The organism is Candidatus Nomurabacteria bacterium (assembly GCA_023898465.1).
Lineage (GTDB): Bacteria > Patescibacteriota > Patescibacteriia > HK-STAS-PATE-3 > HK-STAS-PATE-3 > HK-STAS-PATE-3.
Genome location: CP060223.1, coordinates 240,673 through 265,599, shown reverse-complemented (window position 1 = coordinate 265,599; position 24,927 = coordinate 240,673). Strand labels below are relative to the sequence as shown.

Below are 24,927 nucleotides of genomic sequence, written 5' to 3'. Positions count from 1 at the left end.
CTGGTGGGTCCAGGTGGGCTCGAACCACCAACCCACTGCTTAAAAGGCAGTTGCTCTACCATTGAGCTATGGACCCAGATTCTTATGTTTCCCTTAAATCGTAGGGAACATAGCAAAATGCTGATATTTTTTCAAGTCCTAGCAAGGGAAACCTCTCTCAACGCTGCTTCGCCCGCTCAATCAATTTGAGTAGCACTTCGGTTGTTGTTTGCACGTCGGCTAAGGCTCGGTGGGCGCTTGGTTGAGGCACTTTCAAATATGCTGCGACGTTTTTTAAGCTGTAGCTTGGTAAAATAAGATAACGTCGTGCTAAGGCAATAGTATCGAGAATTTCGTTTGTTAAGGCTTCCTGCCCTAAACGGCGATATTCAGCATTTATGAAGGCAAGATCAAAACCTACATTGTGTCCCACTAAAACTGCATCCTTGCTAAATTCCCGAAACTCTGCAAAGACCTCGGCCGGCTCTCTCCCCTTTTCTAGCAATTCCGCTTCGGTAATACCGTGCACGGCCTGCGACTCAGGGTCTAATGGACGTGAGGGCTTGATAAGATAATCAAAAGACGCCAATATTTCGGTGCCCCGTAAGCGTTGGGCGCCCAATTCAATCACGCAATGACCATCTTCTGGCCGCATGCCTGATGTTTCTACATCCAGGACGACGAGTTCAAGATTATTTTGCCCCATAACCGGATCATTATACTGAAGAGCTCCCACCTTTTCAAGCAGGAGAAACAGGGGAAAATTATGGGGAAAAAGCTGTGGAGCGCTGACTTGCCTTTGCCGCCGGCTCAGCCTACAATCAACCCACGCCTATGCCACAGGAAATCATCCCACCCCAGAATATCGAAGCAGAGCAGGCCACTCTTGGCAGTCTACTTATAGATAAAGACGCCATTATTAAGATTGCGGACCAGCTGCGGCCAGAGGACTTTTATAAGGACACGCATCGAATGATTTTTGAGGCTATGTTGGAGCTCTATGCCAAGCAGGAGCCTATCGACATCCTCTCGCTCACCAATCGCCTGAATGAGCGAAAACAGCTCGAGATGATTGGCGGACGTAGTTATTTGGCGGAACTTTCTAACGCCGTAGCAACTGCCTCAAATATCGTGCATCATTCCAATATTGTGCAACGCAAGGCTACGCTGCGTCGCTTGATTGGTGCTTCTCAGGAAATTAATGCGCTGGGCTATAAAGAAACCGACGAGGTTGATATTCTGCTGGACCAAGCTGAACAGCGACTCTTCGAGGTCTCGCAAAAATACATGCGCCAGCAGTTTATCAGTCTGCAAAGCGCCCTATCAGATGCTTTTGAACGCATCGACGAGCTGCATAAGCAAAGTGGTACTCTGCGCGGTTTACCAACTGGCTACACTGATCTTGATAATATCCTGGCGGGCTTACAACGTTCTGACCTCATTATTTTAGCTGCCCGTCCATCAGTTGGTAAAACTTCGCTGGCAATGGACCTGGCCCGTAATGTGGCGATTAAGAGCAAGCAACCGGTTGGCATTTTCAGCTTAGAAATGTCCAAGGAGCAATTGGTCGATCGTATGATCTGTGCTGAAGCTGGTGTTAGCCTTTGGAAAATGCGTACTGGTAAACTCTCATCTGATGAACAGGATGATGACTTCCCTCGCATTGGCCACGCGATTGGTACGCTATCCGAAGCACAAATTTTCATCGATGACTCAGCAGTGACCTCGGTCATGGAAATGCGCACCAAGGCCCGTCGCCTCAAAACTGAACACGGCCTCGGCTTACTTGTTGTCGACTACCTCCAGTTAATGGAAGGACGTGTTGATTCAGAGAGCCGTGTGCAGCAGGTTGCGGAAATCACGCGTGGACTCAAGGGTATTGCAAAAGAGCTCGATGTGCCGGTCTTAGCACTTTCTCAGCTTTCTCGTGCAGTGGAATCCCGCACTCCTCCGATACCAAAGCTGGCCGACCTGCGCGAATCCGGTTCTATTGAGCAAGATGCCGACGTGGTGATGTTTATCTATCGTGAAGCACTCTATAAGCCCGAGACCGACCGACGCAATGTGGCTGAAATTCACATTGCCAAGCACCGTAATGGCCCTACCGGCATCGTGCAAATGTTCTTCGATGAGAACACGGTGAGTTTCAAAAACCTCGAAACCCGAGTTCAGGAACCATTTTAAACACAAGCAGTTGTCACCCTGAACTTGTTTCAGAGTGACAGAATTGGGTATTTTTGCTAAACTTCCCATACTATGTTCAACAAACTCAAGCAAATCAAAGACCTCCGAGACCAAGCAAAAGTGCTGCAAAATATGCTGGCACAAGAAACTATCCACCACGACGTAAAGGGTGGAAAAATCTCCCTGGTCATGGATGGAAATCAAGAAGTGCTCTCCCTATCCATTGATCCGGAATTTCTCAATCCTGAGAAAAAGGATGAACTGGAAAAGGCTCTCAAGGAACTTTTTTCTGAGGCTACAAAAAAAGTACAAAAAGCTGTAGCAATGAAAATGCGTTCCTCAGGCATGCAGATCCCTGGCTTAGGCTAGCGTACGTGTATGACGCAATTCCCCGCCCCGATTCATGATTTGATCGAGGATTTTGCTCGTCTGCCCGGTGTTGGTCGTAAAACCGCCGAGCGCTATGTGCTCTATCTCCTCACTCGGCCCCCGGAACAGATTGAACATCTGGTGGATAGTTTGCGCGTGCTTAAAGAGCAGGTGCGCAGCTGCGAGATCTGTGGAACCTATACTGAATCCTCTCCCTGTCGCATTTGCCGTGACACGCAACGCGATTTGCATACCCTCTGTGTAGTAGCAACCAGCGCTGACATGCTGGCTATTGAGAGTACTGGTGAGTATCAGGGACGCTATCATGTTTTAGGCGGCGTACTCAATCCAATTGACGGCATCGGTCCTGAGCAACTGCGCGTGACTCAACTCCTTGATCGAGTGCAGAAAGAATCTATCGAGGAACTTATTATCGCTACAAACCCCGATATGGAGGGTGAGGCAACCGGCTTATATCTTCATCAGCAGTTAAAACCCCTGCATGTAAAAGTCACCCGCCTGGCCCGTGGCTTACCAATGGGAAGCGATTTGGAATACACTGACGAGGTAACGCTCTCCAATGCGATAAAAGGGAGAAGTGCCATGCAGGCTGACCAAACTCAAAATTCCTAATCTCGAAATACTAACAAGCTTTATTACAAAAAACAGAATGTTTGAAACATTCGTGTTTTAATATTGTTTCGAAATTCGAACTTCGTGCTTAGGAATGAATATCCTGTATCTGCAATTCAACAATACCTTGGCGATGACCGGTCTTGCGACGGTATCGTACCTTTGGCTTGTACTTTTGAATAACTACTTTTTTACCTTTGCCTACTTTCAGCACTTTTGCGGTAACCGTGGCACCCTCCACTTGAGGCTTACCAACCTTGGTGGTTTTTCCATCATGCACTAAAAGCACATTATCGAGCGTGACAGTGTCGCCTTCATGGGTGAAAGAATTGACCGTAATTTTTGCGTTTGGCCGAACTACATATTGACGTCCGCCCTGGGCAATAACCGCGAGTTGCTTGTTTTCTTCTTTAGGCATAACGGCAGTATGCTAGCACGCACTCACTCTGACGTCAATATCTCCCAAGAAACTGTGTCACCGACCGAAATTCCTAGGTTTTTTGCTAATCCCGCTCTGACCTCAAGCACGGCATCGGCTGGGCTTTTTGGTGCATAGGTTGGCAAAATGCCCCGTCGAGGCGCTAGCGGGACCTCAGGGCTAATAGCGATGACCCGCTGATCTCGTATCCAAATAATATCAAGAGGAAAACGCATACCTTTCATCCAAAAACTCAATCTCTGCGGCTCGGTAAAAAGGAACAACATTCCCCTGTCACTCGCCAAATCATCACGATAGGCTAAGCCAGTAGCTTGCGTTTCTGATCGAATAGCTAGATCAACAAGGAACTCATGTTCATGAATAGTCAGCTTTGCCTGACCATCGCCACTCGTCGGCGTACCGCTTGTGCTCACTGGCGCGAACCAAAGCCACCAAACTATGCCGGCCGCCAGCCCTAGCAGCACGACAATGAGGCCAATGAAAAAACGTCGCTGCATAGACTACGATTTATTGAAACCTTGATATCGACGTACGAGCCAGATACCCAAGGCACACATAACCAAGAGAAGCGCTCCGAGCGCGTATAGCTTGGCCACTCCTCGGAAGAATAATGTCGCACTACCGAATAATGCTGTGAGCAGATAGAGAAAAAGAACGGCGCCGCGATGACTAAAGCCAACATCGAGTAAACGAAAATGCAAATGCTTACGATCTGCCGAGAGCGGCGAACGCTTTTCGATAATCACTCGACGAAGAATCACCCACGCCACATCCAGTATCGGAATCCCCATCACCAGAAGTGCGGTAGCAATTTTTCCTCCACTCACGATGGAAAGCACACCTAAGAAAAATCCGATAAGCAAACTTCCACCTTGTCCCAAATATATCTTCGCTGGCGAAAAATTATATATAAGGAAACCCAGACAAGCCCCGGCCAGCGCGAGCGCAATATATCCCGTGGTCGCTTGCTGCACATCTTGCAGTTGGGTGACGCCAAAAAGAATAAGGCTGGCAATTGCACCAACTCCGGACACTAGTCCATCTAAACCATCAAGCAGCTTGGTCGTATACATCATGCCCATGAGCCAAGCTAAAGTGAGCAGATCAGCCCACACCACAAATTGATAAGAAATATCATTCATGGTGAACACGGACCAGGAAAGCGTGTCTAAGCGTAACTCACCCCCAAATGGATTGGTAATGAAGCTGATGCCAATTCCTGAAACCACAACAATAGCACAAGCGAGGAAGGACCAAATAAGTTGCTTAGCCGGGCCTACTCCCCACTTATCATCTATTGTACCGCCAACCATAATGAGTCCACCACCGAGGAGCACACCATACAAGGCTTTTGCGCTTATGACTCCATCCTGAAACCAGCCGAGCCACGCACCCAAAAGAATAACCATGGTAAAGGAAAAGAAAATCGCCCAACCTCCAAGTAAAGGAATTGGCTGAGTCTGCAGTTTTCGTTCTGGTGCGCTGGCCGGGGTGTCAAGTAAATGAAATCGATATGCGATCCGGCGAAAAAGCGGCGTGCTCAAGGCAGCCAGCACAAAACTGCTTAGGAAAAAAATACCGTTGACAAGCCAAAAACTCATGTGCGAAAACGCTGATCTAAATAAGACTGCAAAATAATTTTCGCTGCCGCCTCATCATCGTCCCCTTTTTTGCCCGCCTCTTGCTGCAAACGCCTCCCCATCTCGCTGCTAAAACGTTCTTCCATAAACTCTACGGGCAATTGCACACCTTGGCGAATCTTTTCAGCCTGTTCGCGGACCCACTGCTCTTGCTCCCCTATACCCGTACCTTGCAGAGAAAGCGGTAAGCCAATTACCACGCGCTCAATCTCATCAGTAGTCCGAATGTCAGTAATCGCCTTTACTACATCTTCAATACTGCCCTTGACGATACCACGTCCAAAGGCCCAGCGCTGATCAGGGTCTGATAAAGCAAGACCGGTCTTTTGTTTACCTAGATCAAGCGCGAGAATTCTTGCCATGGCTGAGTCCGGTTAATATCTCCACACCGTGTTCGGTCACCGCTACTGTTTTTTCAAAATGGGCGCTTAAGCCTCCATCGGCAGTGACCACTGTCCATCCATCGGCTAAAGTTTTTACCTGCCATTTTCCTGCCGTGATCATTGGCTCAATCGCAATAACTAGACCCGGCTGCACAATAGGACCACTCTCCGCACTACCGTAGTTCGGCACCATGGGATCCTCGTGCATAGCTCGGCCAATGCCGTGTCCGCAAAGATCTCGCACAACTCCGTAACCACGCGATTCGCTAAAGCTCTGTACCGCAGCACCAACCCTGCCTAATGGCTCACCGATTTTTAAAGCGGCAATACCACGTTGCAGCGCTTCGCGAGTGGTACTCATTAAACGCTCTGCCGCATAGCTTATGTTCCCAACTGCGACCGTTTCAGCCATGTCAGCATACCAACCTTCTTTCACTATGCCGATATCGATACTCAGTAAGTCACCGTTCTGTAATATTTCATCGTTTGAAGGAATTCCATGCACCACCTGTTCATTGCGTGAGGTACACAATACGCCGGGGTAACCGCGATATCCCAAGAAGGCTGGCTTCACGCCGGCATCTTGCATCAGTTTTGCGGCAATCCGATCAAGCTCGCCTGTGCTTATCCCAACCCGCACATGCTTTTTGACTTCGTCTAATATCTCAGCCAGCTGACGACCAGACGCAGCCATTTTCTTTATTTCATTTGGCTGCTTCAATTGACTCATACTTGAAAATGCTTTTCAAGGTCGCGAAATACCTCTTCAATACTTTGATCGCCGTTAATTTCAATCAACTCCCCTGCCTCTTTATAGTGCGCTAATACTGGAGCAGTTTGTCGATAGTATTCATCCAAGCGCTTGCGAATAGTTTCCTCAGTATCGTCTTCTCGTTTCCGCAGCATGAGTCGCTCCATGGTTTTCTCTTCGGATAAACTCAGCGAAAAGATGTGCGTAAATCGCCGGCCCAACTTGGGCAGCTCTTTATCCCAATATGCCACTTCTGGCATTCGCCGTGGTGTACCATCAAAAACAATTCCTTGAGTGAGCGGTACACGTTCAACTTCTCGCCGGAAAATTTCCATCACAATATCGAAGGGCACAAGTTCTCCCTTCACGTTGATGTATTCATTCACCTGACGACCTAAGTCGCTCTCTTCCTGAGCAGCTGCTCGCATTAATTTACCTGTTTCTAAGTGAAAAAGGTTATACTTTTGCGCCAACACCTCAGCCTGGGTGCCCTTGCCAGAACCTTGCGGCCCTAAAATGATAATATGCAAAGCACTCGACTGCTCAGACGACGCACTCGTTGAAGTAGTGTCCATAGGCGTAGTTAAAATCCTTCGTAGTCCCGGACAATCAACTGGGACTCAATTTGTCGCACGGTTTCGATGACCACGCTTACCACAATCAGCAAGCTAGTGCCACCAATCACGAGGGATTGAGATGGAGCGGCTGATTGGAGGGCAATTGGTAATACTGCCACGATACCTAGGAAAAGCGCACCGGCTAAAATGATGCGATTAGAAACATAGCCTAGGTACTCTTCGGTATGTCGACCAGGCCGGATGCCGGGAATAAAGCCGCCTTGCTTCTGCAAATTCTCTGCAACCTGATTGGGATGGAAAACTACTGAGGTGTAGAAGTAGGTAAAGGCAAACACGAGGATGAAATAAAGAGTGCCATAGAGCCATCCACCTTGAAAAGCGGTTGTCACCCATTGCGCAATACCCGCCACCGTAGCATTAGTTGAATTCACAAAAAACTGCGCAATCAAGGATGGAAAAAGCACAAGCGAAACTGCGAAGATGATTGGAATCACACCAGCCTGGTTCACGCGCAAAGGCAAATGGGTATTGACGCCACCAAACATACGATTACCACGAATGCGGCGAGCGTAGGACACCGGAATGTTTCGTTGCGCTTCAGTCACATAGACCACCCCAGCGATGGTGATAAGTCCAATGAGGACAAAGACACCAACATTGAGTATCTGGGTTGCATCAAAGGTGGCAGCGAGTTGTTGAATTTGTAATGGAATTTGCGCAACAATACCGGCAAAAATAAGTAAGGAAATACCGTTGCCTACTTTCTGCTCAGAAATCAATTCACCAATCCACATTAAGAAAATAGTACCAGCAGTAACGGTAACAAGCGCAACAACGAGATCAAAGCTACTGAGTGTGCCAATGAGTTGGGCACCCTGCTGCTGTTTCAAAAAAGTAATAGTGGCATAGCCCTGCAACACGGCCAGCGGCACAGTAAGCAGACGCGTCCATTGGTTGATTTTTTGCTGTCCACGCTCGCCTTCTTTTTGCAACTCTTCTAAGCGAGGGATAATCATCACCAACAATTGGAAAATAATTGAAGCTGTAATGTATGGACCTACGCCCAACATGACAATGGAGAAATTCTCTAAGGCTCCTCCAGAAAAAATATTGAGGAGTCCGAGGAATTGGTTTGAATTAAAAAAACTCTGCAACTCAGAGGTGTTCACGCCAGGAATTGGAATGTGTGCGGCGACACGAAAAACAACTAAGAGTCCGAGTACAATCAGAATCTTTTTTCGTATTTCAGGAATTCGCCAGATGAGTGAGATTTTTTCCCACATGGGCTATGAGCTTTGATGTCGCTTTGGTTGCGGACCGATTGGTAAAGGAAGGAGAACAACTTTGCCACCTTTTTCAGTTATAGCACGTCGAGCACCTTCAGAAAAGCGATGTGCCTTCACATCAAGCCTTTTTTCCAATCCAGCGTTGCCGATCACCTTCACGAGTCGATCACTCTGAATAATCCCCTGTTTCTTCAATAAGCCAGGATATACTTCACTGCCCTCAGGAAAAACATTGAGCTGACTGAGGTATACTTCAGTTGCTGCTTTTTTGCCGCTGGAAAAACCTCGCGTCTTTGGTATGCGAGCAATCAACTGCTTCATGGTACGTCGCAGGGTTCCTTGGCGTCCACCAGTACGAGCTCGCTGACCCTTCATACCGCGTCCGGAATAGGTACCTAAACCGCTGCCATGACCGCGACCTCGTCGCTTGCCAGACTTAGCACCTTTTGGTTGGCGAAGTGTGTGCAAACCTTTAGTCATGTGACTTCTCCTTCTCTTCCGTCTTCTTTGGCTTTGGTGGACGGAGTTGCTCTAAGGCACGGAACGTAGCCTTAATGTTGTTCAATTTATTACGTGAGCCAAACATTTTTGCCACCACATCCTTAACGCCTGCTAATTCCATGACAATGCGGACCGCACCACCAGCAATAACACCACGACCGGCTGGAGCTGGCTTCAAAAGCACATGAGCGGCACCGTAATGCGTATTTACTTCATGAGGAATGGTAGTCTCTTGCATCGGAACTCGCATCATGGTTTTACGCGCTGCCGCAGAAGCCTTACTGACTGCACCACTGACATCGAGACCTTTCCGAGTACCGTAACCAACCCGACCCTTGGCATCACCCAACACAACCGTAGCACGAAATCGCATGCGCTTACCGCCGGCTACCACACGGGTAACACGACTAATTTCTACAACCCGCTGCTCAAATTCGCGGTCTTTTTGTTCTACATCTCGTCGAGATCGTCGTTGCTGATTGCTCATAGTCTTATAATTTAAGTCCGGCTTCTCGGGCGCCTTCAGCGATTGCTTGGACACGGCCGTGATAAAGTCGTCCGCCTCGATCAAAAACTGCTTGGGTAAGACCCTTTTCTTGGGCGGCCTTGGCAAAACGCTTTCCTAATTCGCGAGCTCGTTCGGTCTTCGTACCGGTGATATCTTTTGCTCCACGATCAGTCATAGTTAAAAGTGTGCGATGCGTAGTGTCATCAATTAACTGAACAAGCACGTGTTTCACGCTGCGGCTGACGCTTAAACGAGGTCGTTCAGCAGTGCCAGAAACTCGCGCGCGAACTCGGCGCTTTCGTCGCTGTAATTTTGCTTGTTTGTGCATTAAATGTGTGCTCATAACTATACCTTATGCGCCAGCCTTGGCTTGTTTACCGGCCTTACGGCGGATAATTTCATCAGAGTATTTAATACCCTTACCTTTATATGGTTCTGGCTTACGGATGCGACGAATCTGCGCGGCTATCTCGCCCACTCGCTGTTTATCAGATCCGCTAATAGTAATTTGGTTCTTTTCGGCAGTGGCAATTAAATCATCTGGAATAGGAAATTCTACCGGGTGAGAAAATCCAACTGACAGCACCAAATTCTTACCCTTCATGACAGCTTGATATCCCACACCGTTGATTTCCAATTGCTTCGTAAAGCCCTTGGTCACTCCAATAATCATATTGGAAATTAGACGCTGATATAAGCCCCAAAGTGAACGTTGCTGCTTTTCATTAGGATCTTTCACTGAAACCTGCACTGCACCGTTTTCTTGGGTAACCTGCACCTTGGCAAGCAGGGCTTGCTGTAATTCACCTTTCGGACCCTTCACCGTGATCAGCTCAGGAGTGAGTGTTACGGTTACGCCGTCAGGGATTGCAATGGGTAATTTACCAATACGTGACATAGGAAATATTAGGAAACCTCACAAATAACTTCGCCGCCTAGGGAACGCTTACGCGCTTCTCGATTTGTCATCACTCCCTGTGAAGTAGAGACAATTGCGATACCATAATCATTGACCACGCGTGGCAAACTTTGACGCTTCACATAGATACGGTGTCCAGGTCGACTGACCCGACGAATTGAACGAAGTACTGGATGACCGTTCTCAGCCTTTTGCAGCATGATAGTCACCACGCCACGACCTTCATCGGTGCTATATGATTCCACATAACCTTCCTGCTTGAGGATATCGAGTATCGCAAGCTTCAACTTTGAATATGGTGATTCAAGCTGCCACTGGCCTGCCAAAACGGCATTGCGCAGTCGAGTAAGGAAGTCGGAAATTGGGTCAGACATGCTCATAGGAAATGGTATTACCAGGAAGACTTTTTCACACCCGGAATCTCACCTCGGGTGGCTAACTCACGGAAACAAATACGACAGAGATCAAACTTACGCATGTATCCGCGTTTGCGACCACAGCGCCAGCATCGGCGAACAATTCGGGTTGAATACTTCGCCTTTTTGCTGTTCTTACGACTCTTTGCGATTTGAGATTCTTTAGCCATACTACTCGTCTTTCTTGAATGGGAAACCCAAGTGAGTTAAGAGTGCTTTCCCTTCGGCCGCATTCTTGGCGGTCGTTACAATAGTAATTTCGAGTCCAAAGGTTTGATCAATGTCATCTGATTGCGTTTCTGGGAAAACAGTGTGCTCTTTTAATCCAAGTGAATAATTGCCAGATTGACCAAAAGATTTTTCGTCTAAGCCTTGGAAGTCACGTACACGTGGCAGGCTGATATTTACTAAGCGGTCAAAGAATTCATCCATACGTGTGCCGCGCAGTGTAACAGTCAGACCAACCACCATGCCTTTGCGAATCTTGAATCCAGAAATGGAGAGACGAGCCTTGCGTGGAGATGGCTTCTGACCAGTGATCCGCTCAAGTGCCTTCGTGACAAACTCGATATGCTTCGGATCCTTGAGCGATCGACCAACGCCCACGTTTACCACGATTTTTTCCAATCGAGGCACTGAAAGGTCATTGGTGTATCCAAACTCTTTTTTGAGCTCTGGAACAACTTCCTTTACATATCGTTCACGAATCCGAGTCATAGAGATTTAAGCAAAAGCTTCTTTACATTTACGGCACTGGCGAGACTTTTTGTCATCAGCCACATGATAGGCTACCCGAGTGGTCTTACCACACTTTGGGCAAAGCAACATAACATTAGAAATATGTACTGGCGCGTCAAAGGCAACGACTTGGCCTTTTTCATTTGCGTTTCGTGCACGGACATTCTTACTCATCTTATTCAAGCCTTCCACCACAACCCGCTGGTCACTAGGAAAAACTTGGGTGACTTTACCCTTTTTTCCCCGGTCTTTACCGGTGGTCATCTGCACGTTGTCGCCTTTCTTGATATACATACGTTTTACAAAACTTCAGGAGCGAGAGATGCGATCTTTGCAAATCCCAGCTGCTTAATTTCACGGCCAATTGGTCCGAAAATACGAGTGGCACGAGGTTCTTTACTCTTTTGATCAACTAATACCGCGGCATTATCGTCAAATCGAATAGTGGATCCGTCCTTGCGCAATGTTTCTTTACGAGTGCGTACGATAACCGCGTGGACGACTTCACCCTTCTTCACTGCTGAGTGCGGAGTTGCTTCAATGACTGAAGCAGTGATGATATCGCCTAAGCGAGCATAACGCTTCTTGTAACCACCAAGCACTTTAATGCAGCGGAGTCGGCGGGCGCCGGAGTTATCAGCTAATACGAGAAGTGTGCGAGGTTGAATCATGAGCTTTTCTCCTCAACAACCAGCCATCGCTTCCGCTTGGAAATCGGACGTGAAGCAACAAAGCGCACTTTATCACCGACTTTATGGCTATTTTTTGGATCATGCACCAAGAATTTCTTTGTGGTGATATAGCGCTTGTCGTATTTAGGATGGAGCTTTGTGCGCTCTACTCGAACCACAAGCGTTTTATCCATGCTGGTTGATACGACAGTACCTTCCAGGGTTCGTTGCTGCACTTTTTTTGATGATGCTTCGTTCATAAAATTAGGAGTTTGACGTTGCTTTTGACTTCATAGTGTGCAACATAGTCAGCACACGGGCAATAGTCTTACGGACTGTTCGTACATCACGCACGTCTTTGAGCTGACCATTCGCAACCTTGAAACGTAATTCACGCAACTCAGCTCGCTTCTCAGCCAGAATTTTTTGTAGCTCAGCCGCAGTCTTATTTTGTAATTCCTGCTGTTTCATGCGACGTGTACTTTTTCAATAAATCGTGTTTGCACCGGCAGCTTGTAGGAAGCGAGCCGAAGTGCTTCTTTTGCCGTATCGCGATCAACACCGCTGATCTCAAAGAGTACTGTACCTGGCTTCACTACGGCAACATAGTGATCAACTGAACCTTTACCTCCACCCATGCGGATTTCATTACCTTTAATCGTCACTGGCTTATCAGGGAAAATGCGAATCCAGACTTTACCACCTTTTTGCATAAAACGAGTGATGGCACGGCGGGCTGCTTCAATTTGACGAGCTGTCATCCAAGCCGAGCTCTGCGCCTTGATGCCGTATTGGCCGAAGCTCAACGCGATTTTGCGCTGCGCTTTACCGCGGACTCGGCCGCGATGCCATTTACGATGCTTTACTTTACGTGGAGTTAACATAGAAAAATTGTTGGCTTAGAGAACCGTTCCAAGAGGCTCTTCTTCAGTATTGCCCTGCTCTTTAGCAAAGACTTCACCCTTATAAATCCAGACCTTTACGCCAATTGCGCCGTAAATAGTTCGAGCCACACCGCGACTGTAATCAATGTTCGCGCGAATGGTTTGCAGAGGAAGTTTGCCCCAGGTTAAGTATTCTGTTCGAGCAATTTCTGCGCCGTTGAGGCGACCTGCTACCATGACTTTAACACCTTCAGCACCTGCGCGCTTGACTGACTCAATCGTGGTCTTTAATACGCGGCGGAAAGGCATACGCTTTTCTAATTGCTCAATAACGTTTTGGACAACGATATTTGCATCAACTTCCGGGCGGGTAATTTCTTGAATGCTCAACTTCAGTTGGAGCTTTGGGTCTCGGATGAATTTTCGGCGGATCTCAACGCGCAACTCTTCGCTAGCAGCGCCACCACGACCGATCACTAAGCCAGGCTTAGAGGTATGAATGGTGACAGTCATACTGCCGGATGAACGCTCGATGTCGATGCGAGAAATACCTGAATTTTTCAGCTTATTCGTAATGTGCTTACGAATGTTTACATCCTGCTTCAGATATTCGCGATATGCACGAGCTGAGAACCATCGGGAATTCCAATTCCGATTAATACCCAGTCGAAAACCAATTGGATGAACTTTTTGTCCCATACTATTTCTTAGCGCGAGGCTTTTTTACCGTTGAAGTAGTAGCTTTCTTTGTTGCAGTCTTTTTAGGGGCCGCAGCTTTACTTGTCTCTGCCTTTTTCTCTTCTTTCTTCACTTCAGTCGCTTCAGCAGACTTTGCTTCTTCTTTTGCAGATAACTTGCTCTTTTTGCCACCCTTTTGCTGATCTGTCAAGGTAAGGGTGATGTGAGAAGATCGTTTCAGAATAACTGCAGCTCGACCAAAGGCTCGTGGGCGGTAACGCTTTAAGCGAGGTCCTTCGTTTACCACTAATGTGGCAACATACAAATCTTCAGCCTTTTTATCTTGCTTTGCTGCATTTGCTACTGCCGAGAGCAAGAGTTTGCGTAAGGGGCTAGTAGAACCCTTACGAAGAATCTGCAGCTGGTGCAGCGCTTGATCGACACGCTTACCACGCAAGAGTCCGGCTACTAAGCGAACCTTACGAGGGGCAATGCGCAAATAAGAAATGTGAGCTCGAAATTCCATAGTTATTATTTTTTGGCGGGTGTTTGAGCTGCCTCAGTCTGCTTTTTCTGAGCTGCAGCAGCGGCTTGCTCAGCCTCTTTTTGCATACGTCCACCGTGTCGAACAAATTTACGTGATGGGGAGAATTCACCTAAGCGATGTCCTACCATATTTTCTACCACGAATACTGAAATATGATCTTTGCCATTGTGCACACCGAAGGTGAATCCAACCATTTCAGGCGTAATAACTGAATCGCGTGACCAAGTTTTGATAACCGTGCGATCGCCCTTCTTAAACTTCTCCAGCTTTTTGAGAAGCTTTGGGTCAGTCCATGGTCCTTTTTTTAGACTTCGTGACATAGCTTACCTCTTCTTAGTTTTACGACGTTGAAGAATCAATGCATCACTCGCTTTACGACGTCGAGTACGGACGCCAAGGGCTGGTTTGCCCCATGGGGTCTTCGGATGCTTCAAACCAATTGGCTGATTTCCTTCTCCACCACCGTGTGGGTGATCAACTGGGTTCATGGCCTTACCACGAACTGATGGACGGAAACCCATGCGGCGTACGCGACCGGCCTTACCAATGCGGACATTACCGTGATCAACATTTCCAATTTGACCGATGGACGCGTGCACTTTTTTAGAAAACTTTCGTACTTCACCTGATGGCATCTTAATCTGCGCATAGTCACCATCGATGGCCATGAGGCTCGCCTGCATACCAGCTGAACGAACAAGCTTCCCACCTGCACCCGGCTTCAATTCAATATTGTGAAGGAAAAGTCCAGTTGGAATAAACTCGATCGGCATGCGATTACCGGTTTGGATGGCAGTCTTCTCTTTAGCTGAAGTAACTGTATCGCCAACTTGCAAACCTTGTGGAGCGAGAATATAACGTCGCTCTTTATCAGGGAATTCGATCAATGCAATGTGAGCGCTGCGGTTTGGATCATACTCAAGCGCGATGACGCTTGCTGCATCGTCATAGCGATTCTGCAAAAAATCTACCATGCGATAAAATCGCTTTTCGCCACCGCCGCGGTGACGCACAGTAATTTTACCCTGACTGTTACGTCCGCCCGTCTTCTTCACTCGGAAGATTAACTTTTTCTCTGGACGCTTCTTTGTCAGATACGAGGTATCGACGACTGAGGAGGCTCGTCGTCCAGGTGTGGTTGGCTTGTATTTCTTCAATGCCATACTTAGACCTCGTACACGTCAATAGTCTTATCTTTTGGTAATGTCACAATTGCTTTTTTCCAGAAATTTGTGCGGCCAGTGGTGCGTCCGTAACGAACTTCTCGACCAGCTACCGTGATAATATTTACCCGGATTGGCCGTACGCCATAATTTGCTTCAATCGCCTTCTGAATCATGATCTTATTTGCTTGAGGATGCACCTCGAAAATGTATTGATGCTTAGCGCTGAGATATCCGGCTTTTTCAGTAATAATCGGCCTTACCAGCACAGTATCAGCTGCCGCAGTGTCAGTCTTCTTAGCTTTGACCGGTGCAGCTGCACTTGTCTTTTCCACTTCCTTCTTCTCTTCCTTTACTTCAGATTTTTTACCAGCTGCCGGGACTGACTGAAAAGACTTTTTCTTTTCTTCCTCAGCTCGCTTGGCTGCAGCCTTCACTGTCTCCTTCTGACGCTCAGAACGAGAGGCTTTTTCCTGCAGTGTTTTCTTGTCTTGCTTCTGAGTGAAGCGGTCAAAAATTCCCATGATGGATTACTCTTTTGGACGAAAAGTTTTTTCAATTACCTCGACTGATTGCTTCGGCATCAATAACACGCTGGAGTTCAGAATGTCAACGGTATTTAAGCTGTCAGCTCGGATAACATTTACATTAGGCATATTCTTTGCGATACGTCGCAGCTCAGGCATATGCTGTGGAGGAACCAGAGTTACCTTCTTTAACTTATGCGTCTTCAGTAGGTCAGCTAAGGTCTTTGTCTTCATTGGATCAAGCTGCAAATCATCAATCACATACATCTGATCGTGCTGTAACTTGGCGCTCAAGGCCATACGAATCGCTTTACGACGGGCCTTGGTGTTCACCTTTAAGGCATACACGCGAGTATTGCGCGGACCAAAGGCTACACCACCACCGACCCAAATTGGCGAGCGAATCGAACCATGACGGGCTCGACCGGTACCTTTTTGACGCCATGGCTTCTTACCACCACCACTCACCTCTGCGCGAGTTTTGGTATGAGCCACTGGCTGTCGACGATTAAGCTGCTGCACGCGAACGACCTGATAGATTAATCCGTCGTTCCACTCAATCCCGAAAACTGAAGGGTCGAGGTCGAGATTTCCGGCAGCTGCGCCGTCTTTACCATGAATTGTTGTCTGTACTTTTTCCATGAAATTATTCTTCATCCTCATCCAGCTCTGTGCGAACTAGGAAGAGGCGTTTCTTGAATCCACCGCGCTCAGCTCGCTTCTTTTCCTGGAGCTCGATCACTTCGCTGTGACGGAGTCCATAGGCCTTTTCAAAGGCGGCGAGCACTTCATAAAGATCAATGAGTTCATTGGTTATCGCGGTGACATCAGGAGCCTCGGCAAGTTCTTTAGCTTCTTCGAAAAGTTTTTCTCGAAGGGCTTTGAGATACTCTACTTCATCGAGCACCCTGATCTCAGCGTGATAACCGTCTTCGGCGATAATCTCGGGGATGAGATCGCGGACTAGCTTGTTATAGGTCTGCCCCCGTTTCTTCATACCTAGGCTTCCTTTTTCGCTTCGGTATTTTCCTCAGTTTTCTCTTCAGCCTTTTCTGGAGTTACTTCAGCTGCTGGGGTTTCGGTTTTTTCGTCACTCGCTTCTGCCTTTACTTCAGTTTCAGGATTTTCTGGCTTGGCAACTTCCTCAACCTTGTTTACCTCTTCTGCTGGAGCTTCCTGCTTTTGCTCTTGGACTGGCTCAGGCATATCTCCTTCAGCAGTGATGATTAACAATCCATGACGCGCGCCAGGCACTGCTCCGGAAATAAGGAGCTCATTATGTTCGGCATCAATGTCAACGATTTCAAGATTGCGAATAGTTACTTGTTCGGCGCCCATGCGACCAGCCATGCGCTTACCTTTCATAACGCGTTGTGCGTCTGTTGCACCAATGGAACCAGGCATGCGAAGTTGATCTTTATGACCGTGTGTTTTAGGACTACCGCCGAATCCATGACGCTTTACCACACCGGCGAAACCTTTACCTTTGGAAATTCCAGTTACCTTTACGGCATCGCCTGGCGTGAAAGTCTGTACAGTATAGGTTTGACCGCGTTCGAATTTAGCAGTGTCGTCCATGCGAAATTCATGCAGCTCGGCAACTTGTGGTAAATCCTTCAGGTGCTGCTGAACTGGCTTGGATAGATTACGCTTGCCAGTCATACCAAGCTGGACGGCAGTATAGCCGTCTTTTTCCGCTGTCTTTACCTGCGTGACAACCATTGGAGTGGCTTGCACGTGGGTGACTGACACTCTCGTACCGTCAGGTCGAAAGCGCTGAGACATGCCAAGTTTTTTACCGAGAATGAATTTCATACACTTGCACAAAAATACCGTGAAGGCCAGACAATCACTTCCGAACGAGGCCTGATGACCACGGTTGGTGAGATGCTTGCTGGCAAAAGGTTATCTAGGGATTAACGCTATACCGTTACGAGTCTTGTCATCCCGAGAACGCAATTACCGAGGTGTTAAGTAAACAGAGACTTAAGGTAATCGATCAGTGGCAGCAAATTAAGTAAGATATACTGACCAATCGACATACTTACATCTTAATTTCGATATCGACACCGGCTGGTAGACTCAAACTCATCAATGCATCAACAGTCTTTGGTGTCGGATCAACAATGTCCAGCAAGCGCTTGTGCACTCGCATTTCATATTGATCTCGAGCATTCTTATGCACAAAGGAAGATTTCAGTACGGTGTACTTTGTCTTCTCAGTTGGTAAAGGAACTGGTCCTTTTACCGCTGCACCAGACTTCTGCGCAGTTTCAATAATCGTCCGAGTCGACTGGTCTACAATCTTGTGATCGTATGCACGAATCTTGATGCGAATACGCTGCGATGGCGCTTCGCTTTCGTTGTTCGGTGCTTCCTTGTGTTCCTTGTCAGCCATTGTGGATTGAATGATCGAATCGCTTTACAAATCCGCCTCGTGTCCTTGGGTGTCCCGTGAGGAGAGGCGGATAAGCACTTACTTAAGAATCTTAGTGACGACTCCGGCGCCGACCGTGTGGCCGCCTTCGCGGATGGCGAAGCGCTGCTGCTCGGTTAAGGCAATCGGACTCTGGAGAGTAACCTTGATGTTGACGGTGTCGCCAGGCATAACCATTTCAGTGTTTTCTGGAAGAATCACTTCACCGGTCACATCAGTCGTACGAATGTAGAACTGTGGTTTATATCCCTTGAAGAATGGAGTGTGTCGACCACCTTCATCCTTGGTTAAGATATAGACTTCACATTCAAATTCAGTGTGCGGGGTGATAGTACCCGGCTTGGCCAAGACTTGTCCGCGCTCCACATCTTCCTTTTTCAAACCGCGGATCAAGAGACCGGCGTTATCGCCAGCGCGACCTTCGTCCAAAGTCTTGTTGAACATTTCTACTCCGGTCACCACAGTCTTCTGGGTGTCTCGGATACCGACGATTTCAACTTCTTCGTTTACCTTGATGATACCGCTCTCAATACGACCGGTAACCACGGTACCACGACCTTCAATGGAGAAGATATCTTCTACAGGCATGAGGAAGGACTTTTCTGTTTCACGAACAGGCTCAGGAATATACTCATCAACAGCCTTCATAAGCTCCATGATGGATTTCTTAGCTTCTTCGTCGCCTTCTAAGGCCTTCAAAGCTGAACCGCGAATAATCGGCACTTCATCGCCAGGATATTCGTACTTCTTCAAGAGATCGCGAATTTCAACTTCAACCAATTCAATAAGCTCTTGGTCTTGGACTTGGTCAATTTTGTTCAAGAAAACGACAATCTTTGGCACACCAACCTGGTAGGCCAAGAGAATGTGTTCGCGAGTCTGAGGCATAGGACCGTCAGTTGCTGACACCACCAAGATAGCACCGTCCATCTGTGCGGCACCGGTGATCATGTTTTTCACATAGTCAGCGTGACCAGGACAGTCAACGTGCGCATAGTGATACTTTTCAGTCTCATACTCAACGTGCGCAGTAGCAATAGTAATACCGCGTGCCTTTTCTTCAGGCGCGCTATCAATCTCATCGACAGAACGATTGGACGCTTTCATACCAGCGTCAGTCAATGTCTTCAGGATTGCTGCAGTTAAAGTCGTCTTACCATGGTCTACGTGACCAATAGTACCGACGTTCTTGTGAGGTTTCGAGCGTTCAAAATTTTCTGCCATGTTCTCTAGAGATTAATTTGCAATTAAATTCAATGATTATTGGCGCATTCTTTGACAGAATGCACTGGCGAGTATAGCAGGCTTGTTTTGTCCTGGCAAGGGTTTAGGCCTAGTTTTTCAAGATAAAATAAATTTTGCTAATATTAGCCAAATTAAGTTTTTAGCAGTCTTTTATCCAAAAACCTAGATTGTGGATAAGTCACTGGCAATACCCAAGAACAAGCTAAAGCTATCGCCTATTTGATTCAAACCCGTGCCTTCACTTAGGTCACTTTGCTGAAAAATCACATATTCCTTACCGCTCTGTAAGTCAATTGAGCTCAAGGTGTAGGCCCCGGAATTATCAAAAGTCACCTGCTCGGTCAGTACAAAGCGACTATCTGGACTCCAGGCTAAGAAGGAACCAGTAGCTGTTAAGCGTCGGAATGACTTATCCTCGGTATTCCAAAGAAGTACTCCTGGATTTGTCTGATCAAGCGATTCCAAGGCTAGCCACTGCCGATCCGGACTCAAAGAAGCGTATTGGTGCGCAAGGGGTGAGGCTACATTTTCATACTGAAACCATTCATTTTGCTCCAATGTAGTCAAATCGAGCGTCGTAAAAGTGGTTTTTACATTCACATTATCAATTGCCGTACTGGCAGCCCCATAATCGAGGGATTCAAAAAGTGCCATATTCATATCGGAAAAAAGGCCTACTAACTGCTTAAAATGCGTATTGACCTCATCTTCACCCTGCTGAAATACAGTTGTGACTGACGCATCAGACAGTTGGACCCGATAAAGCACATAGGGCGAAGTAGTGAGCCCAATATCCTGCATCGCCTCAATGTAAAGCTCCTGATTATCCATACTAAAGGCTAAAGGTTGGAGGAGCAGCGAAGCGTCAGGGTCTGTGGAAAACGCAGATGAGGCATACTCCTCTACCTCATTTGTGGACATATTCCGCACGATAACCGTCATATCACCTATTTCATCACTCTCCACATATGCCATTTGGCTTCCATCCTCGCTAAAAAGAGCGCCTTCAGGCTGATATGGAGGAACAAAGGTGGATGATGGATCTTGTCCATCAAAGCGGAACACGTCTTTAGTGCCCACTCCGCTGTCGTCGTATACAGCTAAATATGCGCCGCCGACAACTTGCATTGCCTCGTAAAGTAGGTCGTCTCTTTTTGCAAAAGTAAAACGATGCTGCCCAGTAAAATCGCTGAGAAAGAAGGCGTATTGGTAAGCATTATTGCCCTGTCCGTCAATTGCCACAACGCTTCGTTGCGCAAGCACTATCTTGCCTGCTGGTAAATCACTTGCTCCTAACACTTCTTGAGGCTGTGTGGCAACTCTTTCAGCTGGAGTAAAGGGCAAGTCAGCAATTTTGCCATTCTTTTTTTCTGGCAACCGTAGTAAAAGAACGCTCATTGCGATAGTCACTACAACAAAAAGCACGGTACCAAAAATCCGTATGTTACCGCGCTGGGCTGCGCCTTGTGACCTCAGGGGCCCGAGTTGCTTTTTCATACCGTCATCACTATAACCAAAAGCGCCCGTGATTGTCCATCACGAACGCTTCATATTTTCTTAAGTATTTCTTTACCTATTCAGCTTTTGCTTTGGCCTTTTCACCGATGATGGTATCAGCAACATGCTGTGGCACAATCTCATAGTGTGAGAATTCCATAGAGTAAGAAGCGCGGCCCTGTGACATGGAGCGAAGTGCGGTTGCATAGCCAAACATTTCCGCCAAAGGTACATCAGCATCAATCACTTTGGTGTTTGCTCGATCACGCATTTCTTTAATAGTTGCCCGCTTGGAGTTCAGGTCACCAATCACATCGCCCATGAATTCTTCTGGAGTTACTACTTCGATCTTCATAACAGGCTCAAGAATAACCGGCTTTGCCTTTTTAGTGGCATCTTTCAAACCCATAGAACCAGCGATTTTGAAAGCCGCTTCTGAAGAGTCGACTTCGTGATAACTACCATCAAGTACAGTAGCTCGGAAGTCAACATAGGGATAACCAGCCAACACACCGTTATCAGCCGCTTCGCGAATACCTTTTTCAATAGCTGGGATGTACTCTCGAGGAATATTACCGCCCTTTACTGCGTCAACAAACTCAACGCCGGTACCGCGTTCCAAAGGCTCGACGCGTAATTTACAGTGACCATATTGTCCGCGTCCACCTGACTGACGGATGTATTTACCTTCACCCTCGGCCATGGCAGTAACGGTTTCGCGGTAGGCAACCTGCGGCTTACCAACATTTGCTTCTACTTTAAACTCGCGCTTCATGCGATCGACAATAATGTCAAGGTGAAGTTCACCCATACCAGCAATAATGGTTTGACCGGTTTCAGTGTCAGATTTCACCTGGAAAGTTGGGTCCTCTTCAGCCAAACGACCGAGCGCCACACCCATTTTTTCTTGGTCAGCCTTGGTTTTTGGCTCAATAGCCACTGAGATAACTGGTGCTGGGAAGGTAATGGATTCAAGCACGATTGGGTGCTCTTCATCGCAAAGCGTGTCACCAGTCTTTGTTTCTTTTAATCCCACGGCCGCGGCAATGTCACCGGCGTAGACCTCATCTACTTCTTCTCGGTGATTTGCGTGCAAGCGAACAATACGACCGATGCGCTCTTTATTTCCTGTAGTAGAATTGTATATGTAGGAGCCAGACTTAATCATTCCAGAGTACACACGGAAGAAAGCAAGCTTACCAACAAATGGGTCAGCAGCAATTTTGAAAGCTAAGGCTGAGAATGGTGCAGTATCAGCTGTTTCTCGCTGCACTTCCTGTTCAGTCTTCGGGTCAGTACCGGTCACTGGTGGCACATCCAATGGTGATGGGAGGTACGTGTTTACGGCATCCATTAAGAACTGAACGCCTTTGTTCTTCAAAGCAGAGCCACAAAGCACCGGCACTAATTGGTTAGCAATGCAGGCTTTGCGGAGAGTCTTTTGCAAATCTTCGATGGAAGGTTCGTTACCTTCTAAGTATGCATTCATCAATACTTCATCGTGCTCGACAATTGCTTCAATGAGTTGGCTGCGATATTGCTCAACCTGCTCTTTCATGTCTTCCGGAACTTCTTGATCTGTCCATTCCTTACCCATATCGTCGGTGTATACACGAGCAGTCCGGGTAAAGAGGTCGATAATGCCTTGGAAGGTTTCTGCAGCACCAATTGGGAGCTGCACCGGGTGAGCGCTCTTGGTAAGACGTTCATGAATTGAATCAAGGTCTTTGTAAAAATCTGCGCCCATGCGGTCCATCTTGTTCACAAAACAGATGCGAGGCACGCCAAATTTCTCAGCTTGGTTCCATACAGTTTCAGACTGAGGTTCCACACCGGCCACGCCATCAAAAACCACCACACCGCCATCAAGCACGCGCAAAGAGCGCTGTACTTCTACGGTGAAGTCAATGTGACCTGGGGTATCGATAATGTTGATGCGATGGTCTTTCCAGAAACAGGTGGTAGCCGCAGCGGTAATAGTAATACCACGTTCCCGCTCCTGCTCCATCCAGTCCATTTCTGCTTCACCCTCGTGCACCTCGCCGATTTTATGCTTCTTACCGGTGTAATACAAAATACGCTCACTCACGGTGGTCTTACCAGCGTCAATGTGCGCAATAATTCCAATATTTCGGGTGTTATTTAGGCTATATTCTCGTGGCAAGGTGGTAAAAAATTAAGGCGGTAAAATTGAAAAGGCTAGTATCTACAAGAGATGCAAGTGGGTAATGTGCATTTTTAAATGTGACATTCCCCTACGCGAAGTGAGCGAAGGCGCGGTTTGCTTCGGCCATGCGATGCACATCTTCTCGCTTCTTCATGGCTTCACCCTCTTTTTTGGAGCCAGCAATGAGCTCTTCGGCCAATTTCACGTGCATTGGCTGTCCTTTTTTGCCTTGGGCGGCAGCGATAATCCAACGCATAGCTAAACCAATGCGGCGATCACCACGGACTTCAATCGGCACTTGGTAGTTTGCACCACCAACGCGTTTTGATTTCACTTCTAATACTGGAGCGACATTGCGGATAGCGAGATCAAATACCTCGATAGGATCTTGCTCAGTCTTTTCCTTAATCACATCAAAAGCGCCGTAGACGATTCGAGTAGCTACGCTCTTCTTACCGCGCTCCATAATCAAATTGATAAACTTTGCCAACATGACGTTTTGGTAACGTGCGTCAGGGGCAATGGTACGCTTTGGTGCTCGCTTTCCTCGCATTATTTTCCTTTCTTAGCTCCATAAATACTGCGGCTTTGCTTCCGTTCAGCTACTCCCTGGGTGTCATAGACGCCACGGACGATGTGATAACGGACACCTGGAAGGTCTTTGACACGACCGCCACGAATCAATACCACAGAGTGTTCTTGGAGATTATGACCCATGCCCGGGATGTACGCAGTCACTTCCATGCCGTTCGAAAGACGTACACGAGCAATTTTGCGCAAAGCTGAGTTTGGCTTTTTAGGGGTAGTAGTCGTTACCTTCACGCATACACCACGCTTAAAAGGACTACCCTTCTTCAGGTAGGTGCGTTTGCGCTTCAAGGCGTTTAAGGTAGTTTCGAGCGCCGGAGTCTTTGACTTCGTTTGCTCTCGTTTGCGTCCTTTGCGGACAAGTTGGCTAGTTGTAGGCATAAAAATTCTTCATTCAGCACCAGATTGGCTTCCAAAGTCGCGTACATTGCTGCAACCGGAAAATCGGGTGTAACGACGAGCACGGTACCATGAGCATGGCACTTCGTCAAGCCGACGAGGCTTTTTTGCGCTTCAGGTGCTTTTCTTTAAAAAAATGAAAAGATTGCGTTGGTTATTCCGCTAAATATCCAGTGAAAGACTCCAATTCCGGTAAACTGATCTACGATAATAATCCCCAGCAACACCAGCGGCCCAATACGCTCAAATCTTGCTTGAAATTCCAAGGTAGAGGGAGGCAAAAAACCAAAAAGTACTTTTGATCCATCCAAAGGCGGAATGGGAATAAGGTTAAAGAGCATGAGAATAATATTAATTTGTAACAAGGCGGCTAAGAAAATCACCAGGTAGTTGCTTGGCCCTAAAAACGCTACAAATTTCAAGAAAATACCAAAAACTATGATCTGGATAAGGTTTGACAAAGGACCGGCTAAGGCCACCCAAACCGTACCCAAACGCGGATTTTTAAGGTTTATTGGGTTAAATGGGGTTGGCTTCCCCCATCCAAATCCCGCAATAAGGAGGAGCAGGATGCCCATGGGGTCAATATGCGCCAATGGGTTGAAGGTCAGGCGTCCCATAGCCTTTGGGGTTGGATCGCCCTGCATCGTGGCTGATAACGCGTGCGCAAACTCATGCAAAGCAATTGGCACGATTATTGCCCCTAGGTAGATGAGGAATATGGCTGGATCGGTGAAAAGGAGGTCGAGAATCATAGGAAGGACTTGACCAGACTAGGGTCGACTGCTAGTCTATGGTGC

General features: G+C 47.4%; 38 protein-coding genes and 1 tRNA gene. 3 read left to right on the top strand and 36 right to left on the bottom strand.

Going from position 1 to position 24,927, the window contains the following annotated elements:
* Position 1: 1 nt before the first annotated feature.
* Both H6760_01245 and H6760_01240 read right to left on the bottom strand, forming a co-directional pair.
* Positions 2-76: transfer RNA gene (locus H6760_01245), tRNA-Lys, on the bottom strand.
* Between the two features lie 81 nt (positions 77-157).
* Positions 158-685 (bottom strand): 3'-5' exonuclease, encoded by a 528-nt coding sequence (locus H6760_01240; GenBank protein USN53777.1) that lies wholly within the window; start codon positions 683-685, stop codon positions 158-160.
* A 128-nt stretch (positions 686-813) separates the two neighbouring features.
* Between H6760_01240 and dnaB the strand changes: the two genes are divergently transcribed.
* The 3 genes from dnaB (at position 814) to recR (ending at position 3,165) form a co-directional block, all read left to right on the top strand.
* Positions 814-2,163: a replicative DNA helicase gene (dnaB, locus tag H6760_01235; protein ID USN53776.1), complete on the top strand. Its 1,350-nt coding sequence runs from the start codon at positions 814-816 to the stop codon at positions 2,161-2,163.
* A 72-nt stretch (positions 2,164-2,235) separates the two neighbouring features.
* On the top strand, positions 2,236-2,532 hold the full coding sequence (locus H6760_01230) for a YbaB/EbfC family nucleoid-associated protein (protein ID USN53775.1): 297 nt from the start codon (positions 2,236-2,238) through the stop codon (positions 2,530-2,532).
* A gap of 9 nt (positions 2,533-2,541) precedes the next feature.
* Entirely contained in the window at positions 2,542-3,165 is a 624-nt protein-coding gene (gene recR, locus H6760_01225) for a recombination protein RecR (GenBank protein ID USN53774.1), read from the top strand.
* Positions 3,166-3,253: 88 nt separating this feature from the next.
* Here the strand turns inward: recR and rplU are convergent, their stop codons facing one another.
* The 34 genes from rplU to H6760_01055 form a co-directional block, all read right to left on the bottom strand.
* Positions 3,254-3,583 carry a 50S ribosomal protein L21 gene (gene rplU / locus H6760_01220; GenBank protein ID USN53773.1) on the bottom strand — a complete coding sequence of 110 codons (330 nt, stop codon included), beginning with the start codon at positions 3,581-3,583 and terminating at the stop codon, positions 3,254-3,256.
* A gap of 23 nt (positions 3,584-3,606) precedes the next feature.
* Positions 3,607-4,101 carry a DUF192 domain-containing protein gene (locus H6760_01215; GenBank protein ID USN53772.1) on the bottom strand — a complete coding sequence of 165 codons (495 nt, stop codon included), beginning with the start codon at positions 4,099-4,101 and terminating at the stop codon, positions 3,607-3,609.
* Between the two features lie 3 nt (positions 4,102-4,104).
* On the bottom strand, positions 4,105-5,205 hold the full coding sequence (locus tag H6760_01210) for an undecaprenyl/decaprenyl-phosphate alpha-N-acetylglucosaminyl 1-phosphate transferase (GenBank protein ID USN53771.1): 1,101 nt from the start codon (positions 5,203-5,205) through the stop codon (positions 4,105-4,107).
* Positions 5,202-5,606, bottom strand: a complete 405-nt coding sequence (gene ruvX, locus H6760_01205) for a Holliday junction resolvase RuvX (protein ID USN53770.1) — start codon at positions 5,604-5,606, stop codon at positions 5,202-5,204. The genes H6760_01210 and ruvX overlap by 4 nt, the downstream gene beginning before the upstream one ends.
* Positions 5,584-6,357 (bottom strand): type I methionyl aminopeptidase, encoded by a 774-nt coding sequence (gene map / locus H6760_01200; GenBank protein USN53769.1) that lies wholly within the window; start codon positions 6,355-6,357, stop codon positions 5,584-5,586. The genes ruvX and map overlap by 23 nt, the downstream gene beginning before the upstream one ends.
* Entirely contained in the window at positions 6,354-6,953 is a 600-nt protein-coding gene (locus H6760_01195) for a nucleoside monophosphate kinase (protein USN53768.1), read from the bottom strand. The genes map and H6760_01195 overlap by 4 nt, the downstream gene beginning before the upstream one ends.
* A gap of 8 nt (positions 6,954-6,961) precedes the next feature.
* Positions 6,962-8,239 (bottom strand): preprotein translocase subunit SecY, encoded by a 1,278-nt coding sequence (secY, locus tag H6760_01190; protein ID USN53767.1) that lies wholly within the window; start codon positions 8,237-8,239, stop codon positions 6,962-6,964.
* A 3-nt stretch (positions 8,240-8,242) separates the two neighbouring features.
* Entirely contained in the window at positions 8,243-8,722 is a 480-nt protein-coding gene (gene rplO / locus H6760_01185) for a 50S ribosomal protein L15 (protein ID USN53766.1), read from the bottom strand.
* Positions 8,715-9,230 carry a 30S ribosomal protein S5 gene (gene rpsE / locus H6760_01180; GenBank protein ID USN53765.1) on the bottom strand — a complete coding sequence of 172 codons (516 nt, stop codon included), beginning with the start codon at positions 9,228-9,230 and terminating at the stop codon, positions 8,715-8,717. The genes rplO and rpsE overlap by 8 nt, the downstream gene beginning before the upstream one ends.
* 4 nt (positions 9,231-9,234) lie before the next feature.
* A complete protein-coding gene (locus H6760_01175; GenBank protein USN54052.1) occupies positions 9,235-9,579 on the bottom strand; it encodes a 50S ribosomal protein L18 in 345 nt (114 codons plus the stop codon).
* Between the two features lie 24 nt (positions 9,580-9,603).
* Complete coding sequence (gene rplF / locus H6760_01170) at positions 9,604-10,149, bottom strand: 50S ribosomal protein L6 (GenBank protein ID USN53764.1); 546 nt, start codon at positions 10,147-10,149, stop codon at positions 9,604-9,606.
* An 8-nt stretch (positions 10,150-10,157) separates the two neighbouring features.
* On the bottom strand, positions 10,158-10,550 hold the full coding sequence (gene rpsH / locus H6760_01165) for a 30S ribosomal protein S8 (protein ID USN53763.1): 393 nt from the start codon (positions 10,548-10,550) through the stop codon (positions 10,158-10,160).
* Between the two features lie 11 nt (positions 10,551-10,561).
* Positions 10,562-10,756 carry a type Z 30S ribosomal protein S14 gene (locus tag H6760_01160; protein USN53762.1) on the bottom strand — a complete coding sequence of 65 codons (195 nt, stop codon included), beginning with the start codon at positions 10,754-10,756 and terminating at the stop codon, positions 10,562-10,564.
* Between the two features lies 1 nt (position 10,757).
* The gene (rplE, locus tag H6760_01155; GenBank protein USN53761.1) at positions 10,758-11,303 is read right to left on the bottom strand and encodes a 50S ribosomal protein L5; all 546 of its coding nucleotides are present in this window, start codon (positions 11,301-11,303) and stop codon (positions 10,758-10,760) included.
* A 6-nt stretch (positions 11,304-11,309) separates the two neighbouring features.
* The gene (locus H6760_01150) at positions 11,310-11,618 is read right to left on the bottom strand and encodes a 50S ribosomal protein L24 (GenBank protein USN53760.1); all 309 of its coding nucleotides are present in this window, start codon (positions 11,616-11,618) and stop codon (positions 11,310-11,312) included.
* Between the two features lie 5 nt (positions 11,619-11,623).
* On the bottom strand, positions 11,624-11,995 hold the full coding sequence (rplN, locus tag H6760_01145; GenBank protein ID USN53759.1) for a 50S ribosomal protein L14: 372 nt from the start codon (positions 11,993-11,995) through the stop codon (positions 11,624-11,626).
* Positions 11,992-12,231 carry a 30S ribosomal protein S17 gene (gene rpsQ / locus H6760_01140; protein USN54051.1) on the bottom strand — a complete coding sequence of 80 codons (240 nt, stop codon included), beginning with the start codon at positions 12,229-12,231 and terminating at the stop codon, positions 11,992-11,994. Before rpsQ ends, rplN begins: the two co-directional genes overlap by 4 nt.
* A 28-nt stretch (positions 12,232-12,259) precedes the next feature.
* A complete protein-coding gene (gene rpmC, locus H6760_01135) occupies positions 12,260-12,466 on the bottom strand; it encodes a 50S ribosomal protein L29 (protein USN53758.1) in 207 nt (68 codons plus the stop codon).
* Positions 12,463-12,879, bottom strand: coding sequence for a 50S ribosomal protein L16 (rplP, locus tag H6760_01130; protein USN53757.1), 417 nt, complete (start codon positions 12,877-12,879; stop codon positions 12,463-12,465). The genes rpmC and rplP overlap by 4 nt, the downstream gene beginning before the upstream one ends.
* A 15-nt stretch (positions 12,880-12,894) precedes the next feature.
* A complete protein-coding gene (gene rpsC, locus H6760_01125; GenBank protein ID USN53756.1) occupies positions 12,895-13,578 on the bottom strand; it encodes a 30S ribosomal protein S3 in 684 nt (227 codons plus the stop codon).
* Position 13,579: 1 nt separating this feature from the next.
* Positions 13,580-14,083 (bottom strand): 50S ribosomal protein L22, encoded by a 504-nt coding sequence (rplV, locus tag H6760_01120; protein ID USN53755.1) that lies wholly within the window; start codon positions 14,081-14,083, stop codon positions 13,580-13,582.
* A 5-nt stretch (positions 14,084-14,088) separates the two neighbouring features.
* Positions 14,089-14,424: a 30S ribosomal protein S19 gene (gene rpsS / locus H6760_01115; protein ID USN53754.1), complete on the bottom strand. Its 336-nt coding sequence runs from the start codon at positions 14,422-14,424 to the stop codon at positions 14,089-14,091.
* 3 nt (positions 14,425-14,427) lie between these two features.
* On the bottom strand, positions 14,428-15,267 hold the full coding sequence (rplB, locus tag H6760_01110; protein USN53753.1) for a 50S ribosomal protein L2: 840 nt from the start codon (positions 15,265-15,267) through the stop codon (positions 14,428-14,430).
* 2 nt (positions 15,268-15,269) lie between these two features.
* A complete protein-coding gene (rplW, locus tag H6760_01105; protein USN53752.1) occupies positions 15,270-15,791 on the bottom strand; it encodes a 50S ribosomal protein L23 in 522 nt (173 codons plus the stop codon).
* Positions 15,792-15,797: 6 nt separating this feature from the next.
* Complete coding sequence (rplD, locus tag H6760_01100) at positions 15,798-16,436, bottom strand: 50S ribosomal protein L4 (protein ID USN53751.1); 639 nt, start codon at positions 16,434-16,436, stop codon at positions 15,798-15,800.
* 4 nt (positions 16,437-16,440) lie between these two features.
* On the bottom strand, positions 16,441-16,791 hold the full coding sequence (locus H6760_01095) for a nucleoside triphosphate pyrophosphohydrolase (protein USN53750.1): 351 nt from the start codon (positions 16,789-16,791) through the stop codon (positions 16,441-16,443).
* Positions 16,792-16,793: 2 nt separating this feature from the next.
* Positions 16,794-17,609, bottom strand: a complete 816-nt coding sequence (gene rplC / locus H6760_01090; GenBank protein USN53749.1) for a 50S ribosomal protein L3 — start codon at positions 17,607-17,609, stop codon at positions 16,794-16,796.
* Positions 17,610-17,838: 229 nt separating this feature from the next.
* Positions 17,839-18,192 (bottom strand): 30S ribosomal protein S10, encoded by a 354-nt coding sequence (gene rpsJ, locus H6760_01085; protein USN53748.1) that lies wholly within the window; start codon positions 18,190-18,192, stop codon positions 17,839-17,841.
* A 78-nt stretch (positions 18,193-18,270) separates the two neighbouring features.
* Positions 18,271-19,455, bottom strand: coding sequence for an elongation factor Tu (gene tuf / locus H6760_01080; GenBank protein USN53747.1), 1,185 nt, complete (start codon positions 19,453-19,455; stop codon positions 18,271-18,273).
* A 183-nt stretch (positions 19,456-19,638) separates the two neighbouring features.
* Positions 19,639-20,973, bottom strand: a complete 1,335-nt coding sequence (locus tag H6760_01075) for a hypothetical protein (GenBank protein USN53746.1) — start codon at positions 20,971-20,973, stop codon at positions 19,639-19,641.
* Between the two features lie 76 nt (positions 20,974-21,049).
* Positions 21,050-23,137: an elongation factor G gene (fusA, locus tag H6760_01070; GenBank protein ID USN53745.1), complete on the bottom strand. Its 2,088-nt coding sequence runs from the start codon at positions 23,135-23,137 to the stop codon at positions 21,050-21,052.
* A 91-nt stretch (positions 23,138-23,228) separates the two neighbouring features.
* The gene (gene rpsG, locus H6760_01065; protein ID USN53744.1) at positions 23,229-23,693 is read right to left on the bottom strand and encodes a 30S ribosomal protein S7; all 465 of its coding nucleotides are present in this window, start codon (positions 23,691-23,693) and stop codon (positions 23,229-23,231) included.
* Positions 23,693-24,109, bottom strand: a complete 417-nt coding sequence (gene rpsL / locus H6760_01060) for a 30S ribosomal protein S12 (GenBank protein ID USN53743.1) — start codon at positions 24,107-24,109, stop codon at positions 23,693-23,695. The genes rpsG and rpsL overlap by 1 nt, the downstream gene beginning before the upstream one ends.
* 146 nt (positions 24,110-24,255) lie before the next feature.
* Positions 24,256-24,882, bottom strand: coding sequence for a site-2 protease family protein (locus H6760_01055; GenBank protein USN53742.1), 627 nt, complete (start codon positions 24,880-24,882; stop codon positions 24,256-24,258).
* Between the last annotated feature and the right edge of the window lie 45 nt (positions 24,883-24,927).

Coding starts and splice junctions, on each gene's coding strand:
- rpsL (USN53743.1), bottom strand. CDS start 24,109: ATGCCTACAACTAGCCAACTTGTCCGCAAAGGACGCAAACGAGAGCAA.
- H6760_01075 (USN53746.1), bottom strand. CDS start 20,973: ATGAAAAAGCAACTCGGGCCCCTGAGGTCACAAGGCGCAGCCCAGCGC.
- rplV (USN53755.1), bottom strand. CDS start 14,083: ATGGAATTTCGAGCTCACATTTCTTATTTGCGCATTGCCCCTCGTAAG.
- rplU (USN53773.1), bottom strand. CDS start 3,583: ATGCCTAAAGAAGAAAACAAGCAACTCGCGGTTATTGCCCAGGGCGGA.
- tuf (USN53747.1), bottom strand. CDS start 19,455: ATGGCAGAAAATTTTGAACGCTCGAAACCTCACAAGAACGTCGGTACT.
- rpsJ (USN53748.1), bottom strand. CDS start 18,192: ATGGCTGACAAGGAACACAAGGAAGCACCGAACAACGAAAGCGAAGCG.
- rpmC (USN53758.1), bottom strand. CDS start 12,466: ATGAAACAGCAGGAATTACAAAATAAGACTGCGGCTGAGCTACAAAAA.
- rpsE (USN53765.1), bottom strand. CDS start 9,230: ATGAGCAATCAGCAACGACGATCTCGACGAGATGTAGAACAAAAAGAC.
- rpsG (USN53744.1), bottom strand. CDS start 23,693: ATGCGAGGAAAGCGAGCACCAAAGCGTACCATTGCCCCTGACGCACGT.
- dnaB (USN53776.1), top strand. CDS start 814: ATGCCACAGGAAATCATCCCACCCCAGAATATCGAAGCAGAGCAGGCC.
- rplW (USN53752.1), bottom strand. CDS start 15,791: ATGGGAATTTTTGACCGCTTCACTCAGAAGCAAGACAAGAAAACACTG.
- rplE (USN53761.1), bottom strand. CDS start 11,303: ATGACTCGGATTCGTGAACGATATGTAAAGGAAGTTGTTCCAGAGCTC.
- rplP (USN53757.1), bottom strand. CDS start 12,879: ATGTTAACTCCACGTAAAGTAAAGCATCGTAAATGGCATCGCGGCCGA.
- H6760_01195 (USN53768.1), bottom strand. CDS start 6,953: ATGGACACTACTTCAACGAGTGCGTCGTCTGAGCAGTCGAGTGCTTTG.
- H6760_01095 (USN53750.1), bottom strand. CDS start 16,791: ATGAAGAAACGGGGGCAGACCTATAACAAGCTAGTCCGCGATCTCATC.
- rplF (USN53764.1), bottom strand. CDS start 10,149: ATGTCACGTATTGGTAAATTACCCATTGCAATCCCTGACGGCGTAACC.
- H6760_01240 (USN53777.1), bottom strand. CDS start 685: ATGGGGCAAAATAATCTTGAACTCGTCGTCCTGGATGTAGAAACATCA.
- rpsS (USN53754.1), bottom strand. CDS start 14,424: ATGTCACGAAGTCTAAAAAAAGGACCATGGACTGACCCAAAGCTTCTC.
- map (USN53769.1), bottom strand. CDS start 6,357: ATGAGTCAATTGAAGCAGCCAAATGAAATAAAGAAAATGGCTGCGTCT.
- secY (USN53767.1), bottom strand. CDS start 8,239: ATGTGGGAAAAAATCTCACTCATCTGGCGAATTCCTGAAATACGAAAA.
- rplO (USN53766.1), bottom strand. CDS start 8,722: ATGACTAAAGGTTTGCACACACTTCGCCAACCAAAAGGTGCTAAGTCT.
- recR (USN53774.1), top strand. CDS start 2,542: ATGACGCAATTCCCCGCCCCGATTCATGATTTGATCGAGGATTTTGCT.
- ruvX (USN53770.1), bottom strand. CDS start 5,606: ATGGCAAGAATTCTCGCGCTTGATCTAGGTAAACAAAAGACCGGTCTT.
- rplB (USN53753.1), bottom strand. CDS start 15,267: ATGGCATTGAAGAAATACAAGCCAACCACACCTGGACGACGAGCCTCC.
- rpsH (USN53763.1), bottom strand. CDS start 10,550: ATGAGCATGTCTGACCCAATTTCCGACTTCCTTACTCGACTGCGCAAT.
- rplD (USN53751.1), bottom strand. CDS start 16,436: ATGGAAAAAGTACAGACAACAATTCATGGTAAAGACGGCGCAGCTGCC.
- rplN (USN53759.1), bottom strand. CDS start 11,995: ATGATTCAACCTCGCACACTTCTCGTATTAGCTGATAACTCCGGCGCC.
- H6760_01175 (USN54052.1), bottom strand. CDS start 9,579: ATGCACAAACAAGCAAAATTACAGCGACGAAAGCGCCGAGTTCGCGCG.
- H6760_01210 (USN53771.1), bottom strand. CDS start 5,205: ATGAGTTTTTGGCTTGTCAACGGTATTTTTTTCCTAAGCAGTTTTGTG.
- H6760_01150 (USN53760.1), bottom strand. CDS start 11,618: ATGTATATCAAGAAAGGCGACAACGTGCAGATGACCACCGGTAAAGAC.
- H6760_01230 (USN53775.1), top strand. CDS start 2,236: ATGTTCAACAAACTCAAGCAAATCAAAGACCTCCGAGACCAAGCAAAA.
- H6760_01160 (USN53762.1), bottom strand. CDS start 10,756: ATGGCTAAAGAATCTCAAATCGCAAAGAGTCGTAAGAACAGCAAAAAG.
- rpsC (USN53756.1), bottom strand. CDS start 13,578: ATGGGACAAAAAGTTCATCCAATTGGTTTTCGACTGGGTATTAATCGG.
- rplC (USN53749.1), bottom strand. CDS start 17,609: ATGAAATTCATTCTCGGTAAAAAACTTGGCATGTCTCAGCGCTTTCGA.
- H6760_01215 (USN53772.1), bottom strand. CDS start 4,101: ATGCAGCGACGTTTTTTCATTGGCCTCATTGTCGTGCTGCTAGGGCTG.
- H6760_01055 (USN53742.1), bottom strand. CDS start 24,882: ATGATTCTCGACCTCCTTTTCACCGATCCAGCCATATTCCTCATCTAC.